We start from the raw sequence: 16,245 nt of genomic DNA on the forward strand, positions 1-16,245 counted from the left end.
ACCGGTTCATTAATTGCCGCTGAGGCTGCCATGCGTCTGCTCCCCCTCGTTACCGGCCTCGCCGTCGCCGCCTCGACCCTCGCCCTCACCGGCTGTGGCGACGCCCCCGCCGCAGCGGAACATCCGCGCCCGGTGCTGGTCGTCCATCCCGATAGTTCCAACGCCGCATCCACCTCGTTCGCCGGCGAGATCCGCGCGGCCGAGGAGACGGTGCTGTCCTTTCGGGTCGGTGGCAACCTGGTCGAGCGCCGGGTCGACGTCGGCGACCGCGTCCGTCGTGGCGACCTGCTGGCGACGCTCGACGCGGGCGACCTGCAGGCGCAAGCGCGCGCGGCGCAGGCCCAACTGGCCGCGGCGCAGGCGCAGCTCGAGCGCGCGCGGTCCGACCAGGCGCGTTACGCGAAGCTCGGCCGCGACCAGCTCGTCAGCCGTTCGACCATCGACGCCCAGAACGCGGCCGCCGCCGCCGCACAGGGCGAAGTGAACGCGGCACGCGAGAGCCTGCAGGTCGCGCGCAACCAGGCGGGTTACACGCAGCTGCGCGCGCCGCGCGACGGCGCCATCGCGACGCGGCAGGCCGAGGCGGGGCAGGTGGTCGGTGCGGGGCAACCCGTCGTCACGCTGGCGGCGGACGGACGTCGCGAGGTGTCGTTCGCCGTGCCGGAAACCGCAGTGCGCAAGGTCCGGCCCGGCGATCCGGTGCAGGTCGAGCTGTGGTCGGCGCCCGGCACGCGCATCAGCGGGCGGGTTCGCGAGATCGCACCCGCAGCGGATCCCGCGTCGCGCACGTTCGCGGTGCGGGCGACGCTGGACAGCGGCGCGTCCGCCGAGCTCGGCGCCAGCGCACGCATCTACCTGCAGCCCGAGGGCAATTCGACCATGAGCGTGCCGCTCGCCGCGCTGCAACGCAGTGCATCGGGCGGCGACGCCGTATTCGTCATCGACCCCCGGACATCGACGGTGCATGTGCGCCCGGTGCAGGCCGGTGCGTTCGGCAGCGACCGCGTGCCGGTCCTGCGCGGCGTCAATGCGTCCGACTGGATCGTCGCCGCCGGTGGGCACCTGCTTCGCGACGGCGAAGCGGTGATGCCGGTCGATCGCGACAACCGCCCCATCCGCCGGTAAGGACACCGACATGCGCTTCAATCTTTCGGAATGGGCGCTGCGCCATCGCAGCCTCGTCGTCTACGCGATGATCGTGCTCGCGATCGCCGGCACGCTCGCGTACATGAAACTCGGCCGCAGCGAGGACCCGCGTTTCACCTTCAAGGTGATGGTTGTGCGCACGATGTGGCCCGGAGCGACCGCCGACGAAGTCGCGTCGCAGGTCACCGACCGCATCGAAAAGAAGCTGATGGAAACCGGGCAGTACGAGTTCATCCGCTCGTACTCGCGGCCCGGCGAATCGCAGGTCATCTTCATGGCCAAGGACTCGCTGCATTCGGACCAGATCGCGCCGCTCTGGTACCAGGTGCGCAAGAAAGTTGGCGACATCAAGCCGATGCTGCCGCGCGACGTGCAGGGTCCGTACTTCAACGACGAGTTCGGCGACACCTTCGGCAACATCTACGCGCTTACCGGCAAGGGGTTCGACTACGCGGTGCTCAAGCACTACGCCGAACGCGTGCAGCTGCAACTGCAGAAGCAACCGGATGTCGGCAAGATCGAACTGTTCGGCGTGCAGGACGAAAAGGTCTGGGTCGAACTCGACAACACGCGGCTGGCCACGCTCGGCGTCCCGGCGCAGGCCGTGTTCGACGCGTTGAATGCGCAGAACGCGGTCGCGCCTGCGGGCTTCTTCGAAACCGGCTCCTCGCGCATCGCGTTGCGTGTGGACGGACGCTTCGATCGCGTCGGTGACATTTCTGCGTTCCCGATCCGTGTCGGCGACCGCACGTTCCATCTCGGCGACATCGCAACGGTGCGCCGCGGCTTCGCCGATCCGCCCGCGCCGCGCATGCGCTTCATGGGGCAGGACGCGATCGGCCTTGGCGTTTCGATGAAGGACGGCGGCGACATCCTCGCGCTCGGCAAGACGCTGGAAGCCCAGCGCGAGACGCTGCAGAAGATGCTTCCCGTCGGCATGGAGCTGCGCAAGGTCTCCGACCAGCCGGCGGCGGTCGAAGAGTCGGTCGGCGAATTCGTGCGCGTGCTCGCCGAAGCGGTGGCGATCGTGCTGCTTGTGAGCTTCTTCTCGCTCGGCCTGCGTACCGGTCTCGTGGTCGCGTTGTCGATCCCGCTCGTGCTCGCGATGACGTTCGCGGTGATGAGCTACTTCGATGTCGGCCTGCACAAGATCTCGCTTGGCGCGTTGGTGCTCGCGCTCGGCCTGCTGGTCGACGACGCGATCATCGCGGTCGAGATGATGGCCATCAAAATGGAGCAGGGCTACAGCCGCATGAAGGCCGCGGCGTTCGCGTGGGATTCCACCGCATTCCCCATGCTTACCGGCACGCTGATCACCGCCGCCGGTTTCCTGCCGATCGCCACCGCGCAGTCGAGCACCGGCGAATACACGCGCTCGTTGTTCCAGGTCGTGACGATCGCGCTCCTGGTGTCCTGGGTCGCGGCGGTAATGTTCATCCCGTACCTGGGCGACCGACTGCTGCCCGATCACGGCCACGCGGGTCCGCCGAAACCCGGTTCCATCGCGGCGCGCTGGCAGGCCTATCGCTTGCGACTCGCCGATCGCCACGCCGCGTTCGCCGACATCATCGCGCCGCTGCCGAAGTCCGACGACGGCCGCGCGCATGATCCGTACGCGACGAAGTTCTACACGCGCTTCCGCGGCTGGGTGCTGTGGTGCGTGCGTCGTCGCAAGACCGTGCTGGCGATCACCGCGGCTGCGTTCGTCGCATCGATCCTGTTGTTCCGCTTCGTACCGCAGCAGTTCTTCCCGGATTCGGTGCGCAACGAACTGATGGTCGACGTCGAGCTCGCGGAAGGCAGCTCGCTGCGGCAGACCGCGGCGCAGGTGGAGAAGCTCGAGAAGATCCTCGCCACTCGCAAGGACCTCGCGAGCTACGTCGACTATGTCGGCACGGGTTCGCCGCGCTTTTACCTGCCGCTCGACCAGCAGCTACCGTCAGCCAACTTCGCGCAGTTCGTGCTGACGCCGAAGGACATCGCTGCACGCGAAGCCGTGCGCGAATGGCTCATCGACGACGTATTCCCGCGCTTTCCGGACCTGCAGTTGCGCGTGACGCGGCTCGAGAACGGGCCGCCGGTCGGCTATCCGATCCAGCTGCGCGTGTCCGGCGAGCACATCGAGGAGGTGCGCCGTATCGCCGGGCTTGTGCGCGAAAAGGTGCTGGCCAATCCGCACGTCACCAACGTCAATCTCGACTGGGACGAGCCTAGCAAGGTCGTCCGCCTGCAGCTGGACCAGGAGCGTGCACGCGCCCTCGGTATCAGTTCATCGCAGCTCGCGCAGTCGTTGTCGGCAGCGCTGTCGGGCACGAACGTCGGTACGTACCGCGAAGGCACCGAGCTGATCGGTATCGACGTGCGTGGTTCGGCGCGCGACCGTGCCGATCTCGATGCACTGCGCTCGCTGATGGTGCCGACTGCGAACGGTCGCAGCGTGCCGCTGACGCAGGTCGCCACGCTCGACTACGGTTTCGAGGACGGCATCATCTGGCATCGCGATCGCGAGCCGACGATGACCGTGCGTGCCGACATCCGCGACGCGCTCACGCCGCCGACGGTCGTCGAACAGCTGATGCCGGCGGTTGAATCGCTGCGCGCGCAGCTGCCGGACGGCTATTCGATCGACGTTGGCGGAACCGTGGAGGACTCCGAACGCGGGCAGAACTCGATCAAGGCCGGCATGCCGCTGTTCGTGTTCGTCGTGTTCACCCTGCTGGTGCTGCAGCTTCGCTCGTTCTCGCGAAGCGTGATGGTCTTCCTGACCGCGCCGCTCGGCCTGATCGGTGTGACGCTTTTCCTGCTGGTGTTCCGCGTACCGTTCGGTTTCGTTGCGATGCTCGGCACGATCGCGCTGGCCGGCATGATCATGCGCAACTCGGTGATCCTGGTGGACCAGATCGAGCAGGATCGCCACGACGGCCGCGATGCTTGGGAAGCGATCGTCGAGGCGACGGTGCGACGTTTCCGTCCGATCGTGCTGACCGCGCTGGCCGCGATCCTCGCGATGATCCCGCTGTCGCGCAGCGCGTTCTTCGGCCCGATGGCGGTGGCGATCATGGGCGGCCTGCTCGTCGCGACCTTCCTGACCTTGCTGTTCCTGCCCGCGCTGTATGCGGCGTGGTTCCGCGTAAAGGTGCCGGCGAATGCGAGCGTGCGCCAGCCTGCGCTAGGCGACGACGCGATGCCGCAGTCGGCGTGACGGAGACGGCGTCCTTTCGGATGCCTGCAGCAGCAGGGGTTCGAAGGGCGCCGGATTCTCGAGAAGCGTGCGGCGCCGTCCGGCAGTACATACCCCAATGCATCGCTCTGAAGGATTCGCAGACGAGGCAGGCGGTGATGCGTCGATCATGCGCAGCGCTCGCCACACGCTGGCGCTATTTCAGCAACACGTCGACCAGAGCGTCGTACGAGGCCGCCATCGGCTCTGCGTTCGCCGGCCGCGCAAGGCATGCAGCGAGCGCGGGTGGTGGGTCGACGCGACGGCCCAGCCGCGCTTCGACGATCGTTTCGAACTTGGCGGGATGTGCGGTGGCGACGACCGCCCAGGGGCGTGCGTCGCCATTCGCGCGTAGTCGTGCGAGCACGTCGAAGCCCGTTGCGGTGTGCGGGCAGATCGCTTCGTCGTGACGCGCATGATGCGCGTCGATCGCGGCGAGGATCCCCGCATCATCGACACTGACGGCGCGCATCGCGTCCCGCAGGTCCGCGTCGCTTGCGTGTCCATGCCGCAGGCGTTCGAAATTGCTCGGTGCGCCGACATCCATCGCGTTGGCGAGCGTCGCGCGCGTGGGGGCCGGCGTGTAGTCCTCGCCGGCGAAGTAGCGCGGCAGGACGTCGTTCGCGTTGCAGGCGAGCACGATGTCGCCGATCGGCAGGCCCATGCGTCGCGCCAGCCAGCACGCGGTCGCGTTCCCGAGGTTGCCGGTCGGGACCACGACGTTCAGCGGCTGGCCGCGTTCGCGGTGGAACGCCAGCGACGACTGCGCGTAGTAGGCGGCCTGCGGCAGCAGCCGGCCGAGGCTGATGCTGTTCGCCGAACCGAGCGTGATCCGCTCGCGCAACGCGGTGTCGGACAGCGCCTGTTTCACCAGGCGCTGGCAGTCGTCGAAGGTGCCGTCGACGCGCAGTGCGCGGACGTTGTCGCCCCAGCAACCCAGCCCATGCGCCTGGCGCGGCGACACGCGGCCGTCCGGATACAGCACCACGACGCGGAAACCGGGACGACGATGGAAGGCGGCAGCGACTGCGGCGCCAGTGTCGCCGGAGGTCGCGACGAGGATGGTGGTCTCGCGATCATCCGGGCGCCGCAATGCGCCGACAGCGCGCGCCAGGAAGCGGGCGCCGAAGTCCTTGAATGCGGCGGTCGGCCCGTGGAACAGCTCGAGGACGAACGTGTCGTTGTCGAGCCGGCGCAGCGGCGCCGGAAAATCGAATGCGTCGTCGCAGATCGCTGGAAGCGCGGCGGCGATCCTTGAATCCTCGAAATACGGAGCGAGTAGCGCGGCGGCAGTACGCGCCAGGCCGCCGGCGGGATCGATCCCGGTTGTGCGCGGAATCGTTTCGGGAACATAGAGCCCGCCGTCCGGCGCGAGACCTGCGGCAAGCGCGCTGTCGACATCCACCGCCGGCGCGTTGCCGCGCGTGCTCACGTACCTCACGCAATGACCTCGGCGCGCGGTCCGTTCACCGGCGACACATAGGCGTGGCTGTCGAGGCCGGCCGTGCGGAACGCGGCAACCATCGCGGCGCCACCGGCCTCGGCGTGTGCGCGCGTGTCGAACCAGCCGAACACGGTGGGACCGGCGCCGGAAATGCTCGCGCCGAGTGCGCCGGCGTCGAGCGCGGCCTGCTTGACGCTTGCGAAGCCCGGAATCAGCGACGCCCGGCGCGGCTCGACGAGAACGTCGCGCAATCCGTCAGCGATCAGCGCGCGATCGCCGCACGCCAGTCCGGTGAGGAAAAGCGCGAGATAGGAGGTCTGGTGCACGATCTCGGCAAGCGGATATGGCGCGGCGAGCACCGCGCGTGCTTCGCGTGTCTCCAGAACGTGTGCGGGATGCACTGCCGCGCAGAACAGATCGGGTGCGTCCAAGCGGATTGCGCGCGTCTCGGCCGCGAGCACGACGCCGCCGAGCAGCATCGGCGCGACGTTGTCGCCGTGCAGGCTGCCGCTTGCCACGGACTCGCCGGCCAACGCGAACGGATACAGCGCCTCGCGCGACAGCGGCGCGTCGAGCAATGCATTCGCCGCGACCAGCGCCGCCACGCACGACGCCGCCGAACCACCGAGCCCGGATCCGAGCGCGATTCCCTTGTGCAGGGTCACCGCGAAGCCGTGCGCCAGACCGAGGTGGGCACGCAGGTCGATCAGCGCGCGTCCCGCGGTGTTGCGCTCGGCGATGAGCGGAATGCGCGACAGGCCCGGCACGTCGCCGTCGATCGCATCGATGCGGACAACGGGCTCGTCGATGACACGCACCGTCGCCGAATCACCGGGGCCTTCGATCGTGTGGCCCAGCAGGTCGAAGCCGACGCCGATGTTGCCGATGCTGGCCGGCGCGAAGGCGCGCGCGACCCGGTGCGGGCCGGCTGCGTCGGCAGCGTTCGCATCATGCGCGCTCACGTCGGGACGATTCGCATCAGGTGGATTCACAGACGGGCTCCGAGGTACTGGGCGATCGCGAGGACGTCGCCGAACACGCCGGCCGCCGTGACCTCGGGGCCCGCGCCGGGCCCTTGCACCACCAGCGGATTATCCGCGTAGCGGCGGGTGCGGAAGCGGATCAGGTTGTCGGTGAGCCGTCCGTGCGCGGTGGCGTCGTCCGGACCGGGCGTTGAGAGGCCGACGCGGGCGTCGCGACCGTCGAAGCTGGCGACGTAACGCAACGAACGACCACCGGCGCGCGCGGCGTCGAAGCGCGCCTGCATCGGCGTGTCGAGTGCGTCGAGCTGCGCGAGGAATGCGTCGCGCGGCACGTCGCGCAGGTGGGCCGGCACCAGGCTTTCGACATCGACGTCCTCCATCGCGATCGCGTGGCCCGCTTCGCGCGCGAGGATCACCAGCTTGCGCGCGACGTCCAGGCCCGAGAGGTCGTCGCGCGGATCGGGCTCGGTGTAGCCGAGGTCCAGCGCCTCGCGCACCAGATGCGAGAACGGCATGCTGCCATCGAAGCGGTGGAACAGCCACGCGAGCGTGCCGGACAGCACGCCGTCCACCCCGAGCAGCTCGTCACCGGTATCGAGCTGATTACGCAGCGTCTGGATCACCGGCAGGCCGGCGCCGACACTGGCTTCGTGGCGGAAGCGCGCGCCGTTGCGCGTCGCGTCGCGGATCGCGCGCCAGCGTTCGAGCGGGCCGCTGCCGGCGCGCTTGCTCGGCGTGACCACGTGCAGGCCTTGGCCCAGCCAGCGCGCGTAGTGGCCCACCACGTCGTCGCTGCCGGAGCAATCGATGACAACGGCCTGCACGCGGCCTTCGTCGACCAGGTGAGGGCCGAAGCGGTGGACATCGGGTGCGGGCGACGCGTCGAAATCGTGGATCACGGTGTCGATATCGCCGCGCGCGGCGCCGAGCCACAGGCGGCGCCGATCCATCACGCCGCGAAGCACCAGGTCGATGCCCTGCGCGCGCAGGCGCGGTGCGACCTCGGCCCACTGCGCGAGCAGCGCGCGGCCGACCTTGCCCGGGCCGACCAGGCCGAGCGCCAGCGTCGTGGTGGACGTACGGGCGCACGCGCCACGCGGCGCGTGCTGCGGTAGAGGAGCGGGACGGCGGCGTTCGGTCAGGATGGCGGACATGGCAGGGCACTCCTTGGCGGGAGCCCCGTGTCCGTTCGGATGCGTTACCGCCGCATCCGGATCGGATGCGGGGCGGGTGGCGGACGCTTAGTCCGGAATCACGCGCAACCGCATCCGCCACGACGTCGTGGTGGTGCGGGTGGTGGTACCGAGGCCGTTGCGCGTGCAGACGTCCGCCGCTCGCGGTGCGAGGGTCTGGACGGCGGCAGGGGCGATGCGGCGGCTCATGGCCCGAGTAGACGCCTGGACGCCGCCCGAGTCAAAGCCGTTCGTCGACGCCCGCGCGCTACGGCCGGTGGCCCCGCCGCGCCCCGCGTGGTGAAATGCGCGACGAAGCGGGGGTACCGGCCGGGCCGGTTGAGAGAGTCCCTTCGAACCTGATGCGGTTGAGACCGCCGTAGGGAAGCTTCGCGGGGCGCATTGCGCCTGCGCGCCGCCCGCTCGAACGCACGCCGCATTGCCGGCGCTCGCCTCCTTTGCAGCGGACGAACGAATGAACGCAGTCGCCACCGAACTCCTCCAGCAGGCCGAAAAGCTTTCCGCCGACGTCGTCCGCCCGATTCCGGGCTCGCGCAAGATCCAGGTCGAAGGCTCGCGCCCCGACATCCGCGTGCCGATGCGCGAGATCGCGCTGGCGCGCACGCCGACGCTGTTCGGCGGCGAGGAGAACGCGCCGCTGGCGGTCTACGACTGCTCCGGCCCGTACACCGACGAGACCGCGACGATCGACCTGTCGACCGGCCTGTCGTCGCTGCGTGCGCAGTGGATCGCCGAGCGCGGCGACACCGAAGTGCTCCCCGGCCTGTCGTCCGACTACGGCCGCGCGCGCGAGCACGATCCCAAGCTCGCGCACATCCGTTTCGGCAACCGCGCGCTGCCGCGTCGCGCGGTGAGTGGCGCGAACGTCACCCAGATGCACTACGCGCGTAAGGGCATCGTCACACCGGAGATGGAGTTCATCGCGATCCGCGAGAACCAGCGCATCGAGGCGATCCGCGAGGCGCACCTGCTGCGCCAGCACGCCGGCGAAGCCTTCGGCGCGAACATCCAGAAGCTGATCACGCCGGAATTCGTGCGTGACGAAGTGGCGCGCGGCCGCGCCATCATCCCGAACAACATCAACCATCCGGAAAGCGAGCCGATGATCATCGGGCGCAACTTCCTCACCAAGGTCAACGCGAACATCGGCAATTCCGCGGTGTCGTCGGGCATCGCGGAAGAAGTCGAGAAGCTGGTGTGGTCGATCCGCTGGGGCGCGGACACGGTGATGGACCTGTCGACCGGCAAGCACATCCATGAAACGCGCGAGTGGATCATTCGCAACTCGCCGGTGCCGATCGGCACGGTGCCGATCTACCAGGCGCTGGAGAAGGTCGACGGCCGCGCGGAAGAACTCAACTGGGAGATCTTCCGCGACACGCTGATCGAACAGGCGGAGCAGGGCGTCGACTACTTCACCATCCACGCCGGTGTGCTTTTGCGCTACGTGCCGCTGACCGCGAATCGCGTGACGGGCATCGTCTCGCGCGGCGGTTCTATCATGGCGAAGTGGTGCCTCGCGCATCACAAGGAAAACTTCCTCTACACGCACTTCGAGGACATCTGCGACATCATGAAGGCGTACGACGTCGCCTTCTCGCTCGGCGATGGCCTGCGTCCGGGCTCGATCGCCGACGCCAACGACGCCGCGCAATTCGGTGAACTCGAAACGCTCGGCGAGCTCACGAAGATCGCGTGGAAGCACGACGTCCAGACCATGATCGAAGGCCCCGGCCACGTGCCGATGCAGCTGATCAAGGAGAACATGGACAAGCAGCTGCGCGAGTGCGGCGAAGCGCCGTTCTACACGCTCGGCCCGCTGACCACCGACATCGCGCCCGGCTACGACCACATCACGTCGGCGATCGGTGCGGCGATGATCGGTTGGTTCGGCACCGCAATGCTCTGCTACGTCACGCCGAAGGAGCACCTCGGCCTGCCGAACAAGCACGACGTGCGCGAAGGCCTGATGGCCTACAAGATCGCCGCGCACGCCGCCGACCTCGCGAAGGGCCACCCCGGTGCGCAGGCGCGCGACAACGCGATGAGCAAGGCGCGCTTCGAGTTCCGCTGGGAAGACCAGTTCAACCTCGGCCTCGACCCCGAACGCGCCCGCGGATACCACGACGAAACGCTGCCGAAGGACGCGCACAAGGTCGCGCACTTCTGCTCGATGTGCGGCCCGCACTTCTGCTCGATGAAGATCACCCAGGACGTGCGCGACTACGCGAAGGAGCACCCGGAGTCGGTCGCGGACATCGAGCAGGGCATGGCGGAGAAGTCGGCCGAGTTCCGCGCGCAGGGCGCGGAGGTCTATCGCAAGGCCTGACCCGTTCAGGCGGGACACCCGGCCCGGTTCCACGCGACGGGCCGGGCCTAGAATGGCCGGGACCGCGGTCCGGACGTCCCGATGAAGCTCGAGCATCCTTTTCTGCAACTGCCGGTGTCGTTCGACGCCGGCGTCCTCGCGCGCGAGATCGAAGCGCTCGGCCCCGATGTCTGGCGCCCGCACCCGCAGGGCTTCGCCGGCAACGACGCGCTCACGCTGATCAGCGTCGACGGTGATCCCGCCAGTGATGACGTGCACGGCCCGATGCGGCCGACGCCGCACCTGCTCGCGTGTCCATACCTGATGCAGGTGATGCACAGCCTGGGCGCGGTGTGGGGACGCTCGCGCCTGATGCGCCTCGCCGGCCAGGCCGAAGTCACGCCGCACGTCGACATCAATTACTACTGGCGCGAGCACATGCGGATCCATGTGCCGATCGTGACGCAGCCCACGGTGCGCTTCGTCTGCGATGGCCAGGAACTCAACATGCGCGAGGGCGAGTGCTGGACGTTCGACACCTGGCGCCGGCACAACGTGCACAACGACGATCATCGCCAGCGCATCCACCTGGTCGCGGACACCGTGGGTGGCCCGGGATTCTGGGAGCTGATGCGCGATGCGCGTCCACATGACGAACAGCGCGAAGGCTGGACGCCGCGACTTGTCGCGCCGAGGCCGGAGCCCGTCGCGCTGCAGCTGGAGTCGTACAACCTTCCGACGGTCATGACGCCGTGGGAAGCGCGCACGCACTTCGAGTTCCTCGTGGGCGAAGCCGCTTCGTCGGAGTCGCTCGATCGTTTCGTTCGCGACGCGATGCAGCCGTTCCTGCGCGAATGGCAGGCGTTGTGGGCGCTGCACGGCGACAGCGGCCGCGGCCTCGATGCATATCGCGCGGCTCGCGATCGCATGCGCATGGCAGCGACGCCGTTCGACACGATCCGCATGCGCAACAACGTGCTGCTCACGAAGGCGCTGCACGCTATCGTGACGATGAATCTCGTCGCTGCATCAACGCGAGCCGCAGCACCCGTTGCGGCAGCCGCGCGGCCCCAGGCACAGGCACCGCGAGCGGCTGCGCCCGCGGCTACGCGGAGCATCGGCGGCAACTTCAATCCGATGTTCCAGTTCGGCCCGACATCGACGCCGCGCCCAGCTGCAAGCGCGGGTGCGGTCGCAGTCGCGCCACGACCCACCGCGCCAGCGCCTCCCGCACCGGCGGCCCGCTCGAACATCCGCTTCGATCGCCCGGTCATCGTGCTCAGCGCGCCGCGCTCGGGATCGACCCTGTTGTTCGAAACCCTTGCGCGCGCGCCGGACGTCTACACGATCGGGCGCGAAAGCCATCGCACGTTCGAAAGCCTGCCCGGTCTCAAACCTGCCGATCGCGGCTTCGATTCGAACCGCCTCACTGGCGACGACGCGACGCCTGCGGTGATCGAGGCGCTGAAGGCCAATTTCGCTGCCGAAATGCGCGATCGGGACGGCGTTCCGCCGCGTCACGATGTCGTCCGGCTGCTGGAGAAGACGCCGAAGAACAGTCTGCGCGTTCCTTTCCTGCGCCGCGCGTTTCCGGACGCCCACTACGTGCTGCTGTATCGCCGTCCGAACGAAGTGCTGGCGAGCATGATCGAGGCATGGCAGTCGGGGAAATTCCGCACGTATCCGACACTGCCGGGTTGGAATGGGCTTCCGTGGTCGATGCTGCTGGTACCGGGTTGGCGTTCGCTGGACGGGAAGCCGATCGAGGAGATCGCGGCGTATCAGTGGGCGTGCACGATGAACACGCTGCTGGACGACGTCGCCGACCTGCCACGCGATCGTGTCACCACCGTGCGCTACCACGAGTTCCTCGCGAATCCACAGGCCGAAATGCAGCGCGTCACTGCATCGGCCGGGCTCGGTTGGGACGTGGTGCTCGACGCGCTGCCACTGTCGAAGACCACGTTGACCAAGCCCGACCCCGACAAGTGGCGCAAACACGAAGCCGCCATCAGTCGCGTGCTGCCGGGTCTGCAGTCCACCATCGAACGCGCCGAACGCTACTTCGGATCGGAACCGTCCGCATGAAGCTTCCCGCACCGTTCCTGCAGCTGCCATTGCGGTTCGACGCCGCGGCGCTCGCGCGCGAGATCGATGCGCTGGGCGAGGACGCGTGGCGGCCGCATCCGCAGGGTTTCGCCGGCAATTCCATGCTTCCGCTGGTCGCGGTTGGCGGCGATCCTGCGAACGAGGCATTTGCGGGTGCGATGGCGGCGACGCCTGCCTTGCAGCGCTGCCCGCGGCTCGTTCGTGTGCTGCACGCGATCGGCGCGACCGTCGGGCGCACACGACTGATGCGCCTCGCCGGGCAGGCCGAGGTGAAGCGCCACGTCGACCAGGGCTACTACTGGGCCGAGCGCGTGCGCGTGCACGTGCCGATCGTGACGCAGCCGACCGTGCGCTTCGAATGCGGCGACGCCACCATCAACATGGCCGCCGGCGAGTGCTGGATCTTCGATACTTGGCGGCAGCATCGCGTCTTCAACGACGCGACCGCGTCGCGCATCCATCTCGTCTGCGACACGGTGGGCGGTGAGCGCTTTGCAGCGCTGGTCGACCGCGCGCGTCGCCATGACGAGCCGCGCGAGGCGTGGCCGGTCGCCGATGTTCCGCTCGACGGCGTCGTGCCGCCGGTGCTGCCGTTCGAAACGCGCAACGTGCCGGATGTCATGACGCCCTGGGAACTGCGACATCACCTCGAGTTCCTGCTCGGCGAGGCGCTGCCGCACCCGCAGCTCGACGCACTTCGACAGCGAACCGAACGCCTGTTGCAGGCCTGGCAGGGGCTGTGGGCGCAGCACGGCGACGCCATGCCGGCGCGACCCGCGTTCCGCGCCCTGTTCGACGGCTACATCACCGACGTGCGCCCCTGGGCGGCGGACGTGGCGCTGCGCAACGAGACTCGCTGGATCGACGGCGTGGCGATGATGCTCGGCCGCTCCACGGTGCGCGTGCCCGGGGGCGGACGGCCGATGCCGGCGATGGCGTAAGAAAAAGGCCGCCCGAAGGCGGCCTTTTCGCATCACGCGCCGGACCCGCGCGATCAGTAGTTCGGCTTGTCCGCCGCATCGTCGTAACGCTTGATCGCGTCGACGATGATCGCCTTGGCTTCGGCGGCGTTGCCCCAGCCTTCGATCTTCACCCACTTGCCCTTCTCGAGATCCTTGTAGTGCTCGAAGAAGTGGCCGATGCGCTCGAGCCAGTGCGTCGACACCTGCTCGATGTCCTCGAGCTGCGCGTAGCCGTTGAACACCTTGGTGATCGGCACCGCGAGGATCTTCTCGTCCGAACCCGCTTCGTCGGTCATCTTCAGCACCCCAACCGGGCGGCAGCGGATCACCGAGCCCGGCACCAGCGTCAGCGGCAGGATCACCAGCACGTCGGCCGGGTCGCCGTCGCCGCAGACGGTGTGCGGGACGTAGCCGTAGTTGCACGGGTAGCGCATCGGCGTGGACAGGATGCGGTCGACGAAGATCGCGCCGGTTTCCTTGTCCACTTCGTACTTGACCGGCTCCGAGTCCTTCGGGATCTCGATGATGACGTTGATTTCGTCCGGCGGATTCTTGCCGGTGGGGACGAGGTCCAGGCCCATTGCTTGGTGCTCCGACGTGCTGGTCCGGGCCCGGAGGGCCGCGGTGGGGTTGGGGGGAGGGCGCGGATTATAGGCGGCGCGAACGGTGCGCGTGCCCGGGTGGTCCGCCGTCAGCACGGCGGACGGCGCATGAACAGGGCGCCCGCCGCGGCGGCGCGCGTCGCGCAAAAAGAAGACGGCGGCCTGTTGGCCGCCGTCCCGAGGTTCCGCATGAGGACGATCAGTTGCCGAGCAGCGGCACCAGCAGCAGCGCGACGATGTTGATGATCTTGATCAGTGGATTGATCGCCGGGCCCGCCGTGTCCTTGTAGGGATCGCCGACGGTGTCGCCGGTGACCGCGGCCTTGTGCGCCTCCGATCCCTTGCCGCCGAAGTGGCCGTCCTCGATGTACTTCTTGGCGTTGTCCCACGCGCCGCCGCCGGTGGTCATCGAGATCGCGACGAACAGGCCGGTGACGATCGTGCCGATCAGCAGGCCGCCGAGCGCCTTCGGGCCCAGCACGAGGCCGACCACGATCGGCACCGCGACGGGCAGCAGCGACGGAATGATCATTTCCTTGATCGCCGACTTGGTCAGCATGTCGACCGCCTTGTCGTACTGCGGCTTGCCGGTGCCTTCCATGATCCCGGGGATATCGCGGAACTGCCGGCGCACTTCCTCCACCACCGCACCGGCCGCGCGACCCACGGCCTCCATCGCCATCGCGCCGAACAGGTAGGGGATCAGGCCGCCGATGAGCAGCCCGATGATCACGTAGTGGTCGGAGAGGTCGAACGTGATCGGCACCGCCGCCACGCCCGCGGCCAACGCGCGCGCCGCGTTGGCGACGTCGAGGTTGTGCGTGTAGTCCGCGAACAGGACCAGTGCCGCGAGCGCGGCCGAGCCAATCGCATAGCCCTTGGTCACCGCCTTGGTCGTATTGCCGACCGCATCGAGCGGGTCGGTGACCGCGCGCACTTCGCTCGGCAGCTCGCTCATTTCCGCGATGCCACCGGCGTTGTCGGTGATCGGGCCGTAGGCGTCGAGCGCCACGATCATGCCCGCCATCGACAGCATCGACGTCGCCGCGATCGCGATACCGTACAGCCCCGCGAAGTGGAACGCGCCCCAGATCGCCGCGCAGACCGCGATCACCGGCATCGCCGTCGACTTCATCGACACGCCGAGGCCCGCGATGATGTTGGTGCCGTGGCCGGTGGTCGACGCCTGCGCGACGTGCCGCACCGGCTTGTACTGCGTGCCGGTGTAGTACTCGGTGATCCAGACGATCGCGCCGGTGAGCGCCAAGCCGATCAGCGCGCAGTAGTAGAGCGACATCGCGCCGTACTTGGTGTCGCCCATCAGCTGCTGCGTCACGAAGAAGAACGCGATCGCGGCGAGCACCGCGGACACGATCACGCCGCGATACAGCGCACCCATGATCGAACCGCCTTCCTTCACCTTGACCACGAACGTGCCGAAGATCGACGCGATGATCGACACGCCGCCGAGCACCAGCGGATACAGCACCGCGTTGCGACCGGCGTCCGCCGCCATCAGGCCGCCGAGCAGCATCGTCGCGATCACCGTGACCGCGTACGTCTCGAACAGGTCGGCCGCCATGCCTGCGCAGTCGCCGACGTTGTCGCCCACATTGTCCGCGATCACCGCCGGGTTGCGCGGATCATCCTCGGGGATGCCCGCTTCCACCTTGCCGACGAGATCCGCACCGACGTCCGCACCCTTGGTGAAGATGCCGCCGCCCAGGCGCGCGAAGATCGAGATCAGCGAGCTGCCGAACGCGAGCCCCACGAGCGCGTGCAGCGCCTGATCCTCGCTGTAGCCCATGTGCAGGTGGAGCACCGCGAAGTAACCCGCGACGCCGAGCAGGCCGAGGCCGACCACCAGCATGCCGGTGATCGCGCCGCCCTTGAACGCGACGTCCATCGCCGGACCGATGCCGCGACGCGCGGCTTCGGCCGTGCGCACGTTTGCGCGTACCGACACGTTCATGCCGATGTAGCCGGCCGCGCCCGAGAGAACCGCGCCGACCAGGAAGCCGATCGCCGTCGGCCAGCCGAGGAAGATGCCGATCAACGCGAACAGCACGACGCCTGCGACCGCGATCGTCATGTACTGGCGATTGAGATAGGCCCGCGCGCCTTCCTGGATCGCGCCCGCGATCTCCTGCATGCGTTCGTTGCCGGCGGGCTGCGCGCTGATCCAGCGCGCCGAGATGATCCCGTACAGGATCGCGACCACGGCGCAGACGAGCGCCAGTGTCAAACCGTACTGCTCCAGCATGAACCCCTCCCCAAA

11 protein-coding genes and 1 riboswitch are annotated in these 16,245 nt (G+C 68.4%); of the genes, 5 read left to right on the forward strand and 6 right to left on the reverse strand.

Annotated features, from left to right (window positions below; all coding sequences use genetic code 11):
- The first annotated feature begins 30 nt into the window (after positions 1–30).
- On the forward strand, positions 31–1,125 hold the full coding sequence (locus ACKTTN_RS13790; RefSeq protein WP_407910472.1) for an efflux RND transporter periplasmic adaptor subunit: 1,095 nt from the start codon (positions 31–33) through the stop codon (positions 1,123–1,125).
- A 10-nt stretch (positions 1,126–1,135) separates the two neighbouring features.
- Entirely contained in the window at positions 1,136–4,348 is a 3,213-nt protein-coding gene (locus ACKTTN_RS13795) for an efflux RND transporter permease subunit (protein ID WP_407910473.1), read from the forward strand.
- 175 nt (positions 4,349–4,523) lie between these two features.
- On the opposite strand, the gene thrC is transcribed toward ACKTTN_RS13795, so the two are convergent.
- The 4 genes from thrC to ACKTTN_RS13815 all read right to left on the reverse strand — a co-directional run bounded on the left by thrC (position 4,524) and on the right by ACKTTN_RS13815 (position 8,175).
- The gene (gene thrC / locus ACKTTN_RS13800; protein ID WP_407910474.1) at positions 4,524–5,807 is read right to left on the reverse strand and encodes a threonine synthase; all 1,284 of its coding nucleotides are present in this window, start codon (positions 5,805–5,807) and stop codon (positions 4,524–4,526) included.
- Entirely contained in the window at positions 5,804–6,772 is a 969-nt protein-coding gene (locus ACKTTN_RS13805) for a homoserine kinase (RefSeq protein WP_407910511.1), read from the reverse strand. Before ACKTTN_RS13805 ends, thrC begins: the two co-directional genes overlap by 4 nt.
- A 26-nt stretch (positions 6,773–6,798) precedes the next feature.
- Positions 6,799–7,947, reverse strand: coding sequence for a homoserine dehydrogenase family protein (locus ACKTTN_RS13810; RefSeq protein WP_407910475.1), 1,149 nt, complete (start codon positions 7,945–7,947; stop codon positions 6,799–6,801).
- Positions 7,948–8,034: 87 nt separating this feature from the next.
- Entirely contained in the window at positions 8,035–8,175 is a 141-nt protein-coding gene (locus ACKTTN_RS13815) for a hypothetical protein (protein WP_407910476.1), read from the reverse strand.
- Positions 8,176–8,274: 99 nt separating this feature from the next.
- A riboswitch (TPP riboswitch) is annotated at positions 8,275–8,369 on the forward strand.
- 71 nt (positions 8,370–8,440) lie between these two features.
- On the opposite strand from ACKTTN_RS13815, the gene thiC reads away from it, so the two are divergent.
- From thiC to ACKTTN_RS13830, 3 genes are all read left to right on the forward strand, one after another.
- Complete coding sequence (gene thiC, locus ACKTTN_RS13820) at positions 8,441–10,315, forward strand: phosphomethylpyrimidine synthase ThiC (RefSeq protein WP_407910477.1); 1,875 nt, start codon at positions 8,441–8,443, stop codon at positions 10,313–10,315.
- An 81-nt stretch (positions 10,316–10,396) separates the two neighbouring features.
- Entirely contained in the window at positions 10,397–12,382 is a 1,986-nt protein-coding gene (locus ACKTTN_RS13825; protein ID WP_407910478.1) for a sulfotransferase, read from the forward strand.
- Entirely contained in the window at positions 12,379–13,344 is a 966-nt protein-coding gene (locus ACKTTN_RS13830) for an aspartyl/asparaginyl beta-hydroxylase domain-containing protein (protein WP_407910479.1), read from the forward strand. The genes ACKTTN_RS13825 and ACKTTN_RS13830 overlap by 4 nt, the downstream gene beginning before the upstream one ends.
- Positions 13,345–13,397: 53 nt before the next feature.
- Here the strand turns inward: ACKTTN_RS13830 and ppa are convergent, their stop codons facing one another.
- Positions 13,398–13,946, reverse strand: coding sequence for an inorganic diphosphatase (gene ppa, locus ACKTTN_RS13835; protein WP_407910480.1), 549 nt, complete (start codon positions 13,944–13,946; stop codon positions 13,398–13,400).
- A 220-nt stretch (positions 13,947–14,166) separates the two neighbouring features.
- Entirely contained in the window at positions 14,167–16,230 is a 2,064-nt protein-coding gene (locus tag ACKTTN_RS13840) for a sodium-translocating pyrophosphatase (protein ID WP_407910481.1), read from the reverse strand.
- Positions 16,231–16,245 lie beyond the last annotated feature (15 nt).

Source organism: Lysobacter claricitrinus, assembly GCF_045866565.1.
Taxonomy (GTDB): domain Bacteria; phylum Pseudomonadota; class Gammaproteobacteria; order Xanthomonadales; family Xanthomonadaceae; genus Cognatilysobacter; species Cognatilysobacter claricitrinus.

Bases quoted from the DNA above. Each gene is read 5' to 3' on its own strand.
- ACKTTN_RS13790 (WP_407910472.1), top strand. From the start codon at position 31: ATGCGTCTGCTCCCCCTCGTTACCGGCCTCGCCGTCGCCGCCTCGACC.
- ACKTTN_RS13795 (WP_407910473.1), top strand. From the start codon at position 1,136: ATGCGCTTCAATCTTTCGGAATGGGCGCTGCGCCATCGCAGCCTCGTC.
- ACKTTN_RS13810 (WP_407910475.1), bottom strand. From the start codon at position 7,947: ATGTCCGCCATCCTGACCGAACGCCGCCGTCCCGCTCCTCTACCGCAG.
- ACKTTN_RS13815 (WP_407910476.1), bottom strand. From the start codon at position 8,175: ATGAGCCGCCGCATCGCCCCTGCCGCCGTCCAGACCCTCGCACCGCGA.
- thiC (WP_407910477.1), top strand. From the start codon at position 8,441: ATGAACGCAGTCGCCACCGAACTCCTCCAGCAGGCCGAAAAGCTTTCC.
- ACKTTN_RS13825 (WP_407910478.1), top strand. From the start codon at position 10,397: ATGAAGCTCGAGCATCCTTTTCTGCAACTGCCGGTGTCGTTCGACGCC.
- ACKTTN_RS13830 (WP_407910479.1), top strand. From the start codon at position 12,379: ATGAAGCTTCCCGCACCGTTCCTGCAGCTGCCATTGCGGTTCGACGCC.
- ppa (WP_407910480.1), bottom strand. From the start codon at position 13,946: ATGGGCCTGGACCTCGTCCCCACCGGCAAGAATCCGCCGGACGAAATC.
- ACKTTN_RS13840 (WP_407910481.1), bottom strand. From the start codon at position 16,230: ATGCTGGAGCAGTACGGTTTGACACTGGCGCTCGTCTGCGCCGTGGTC.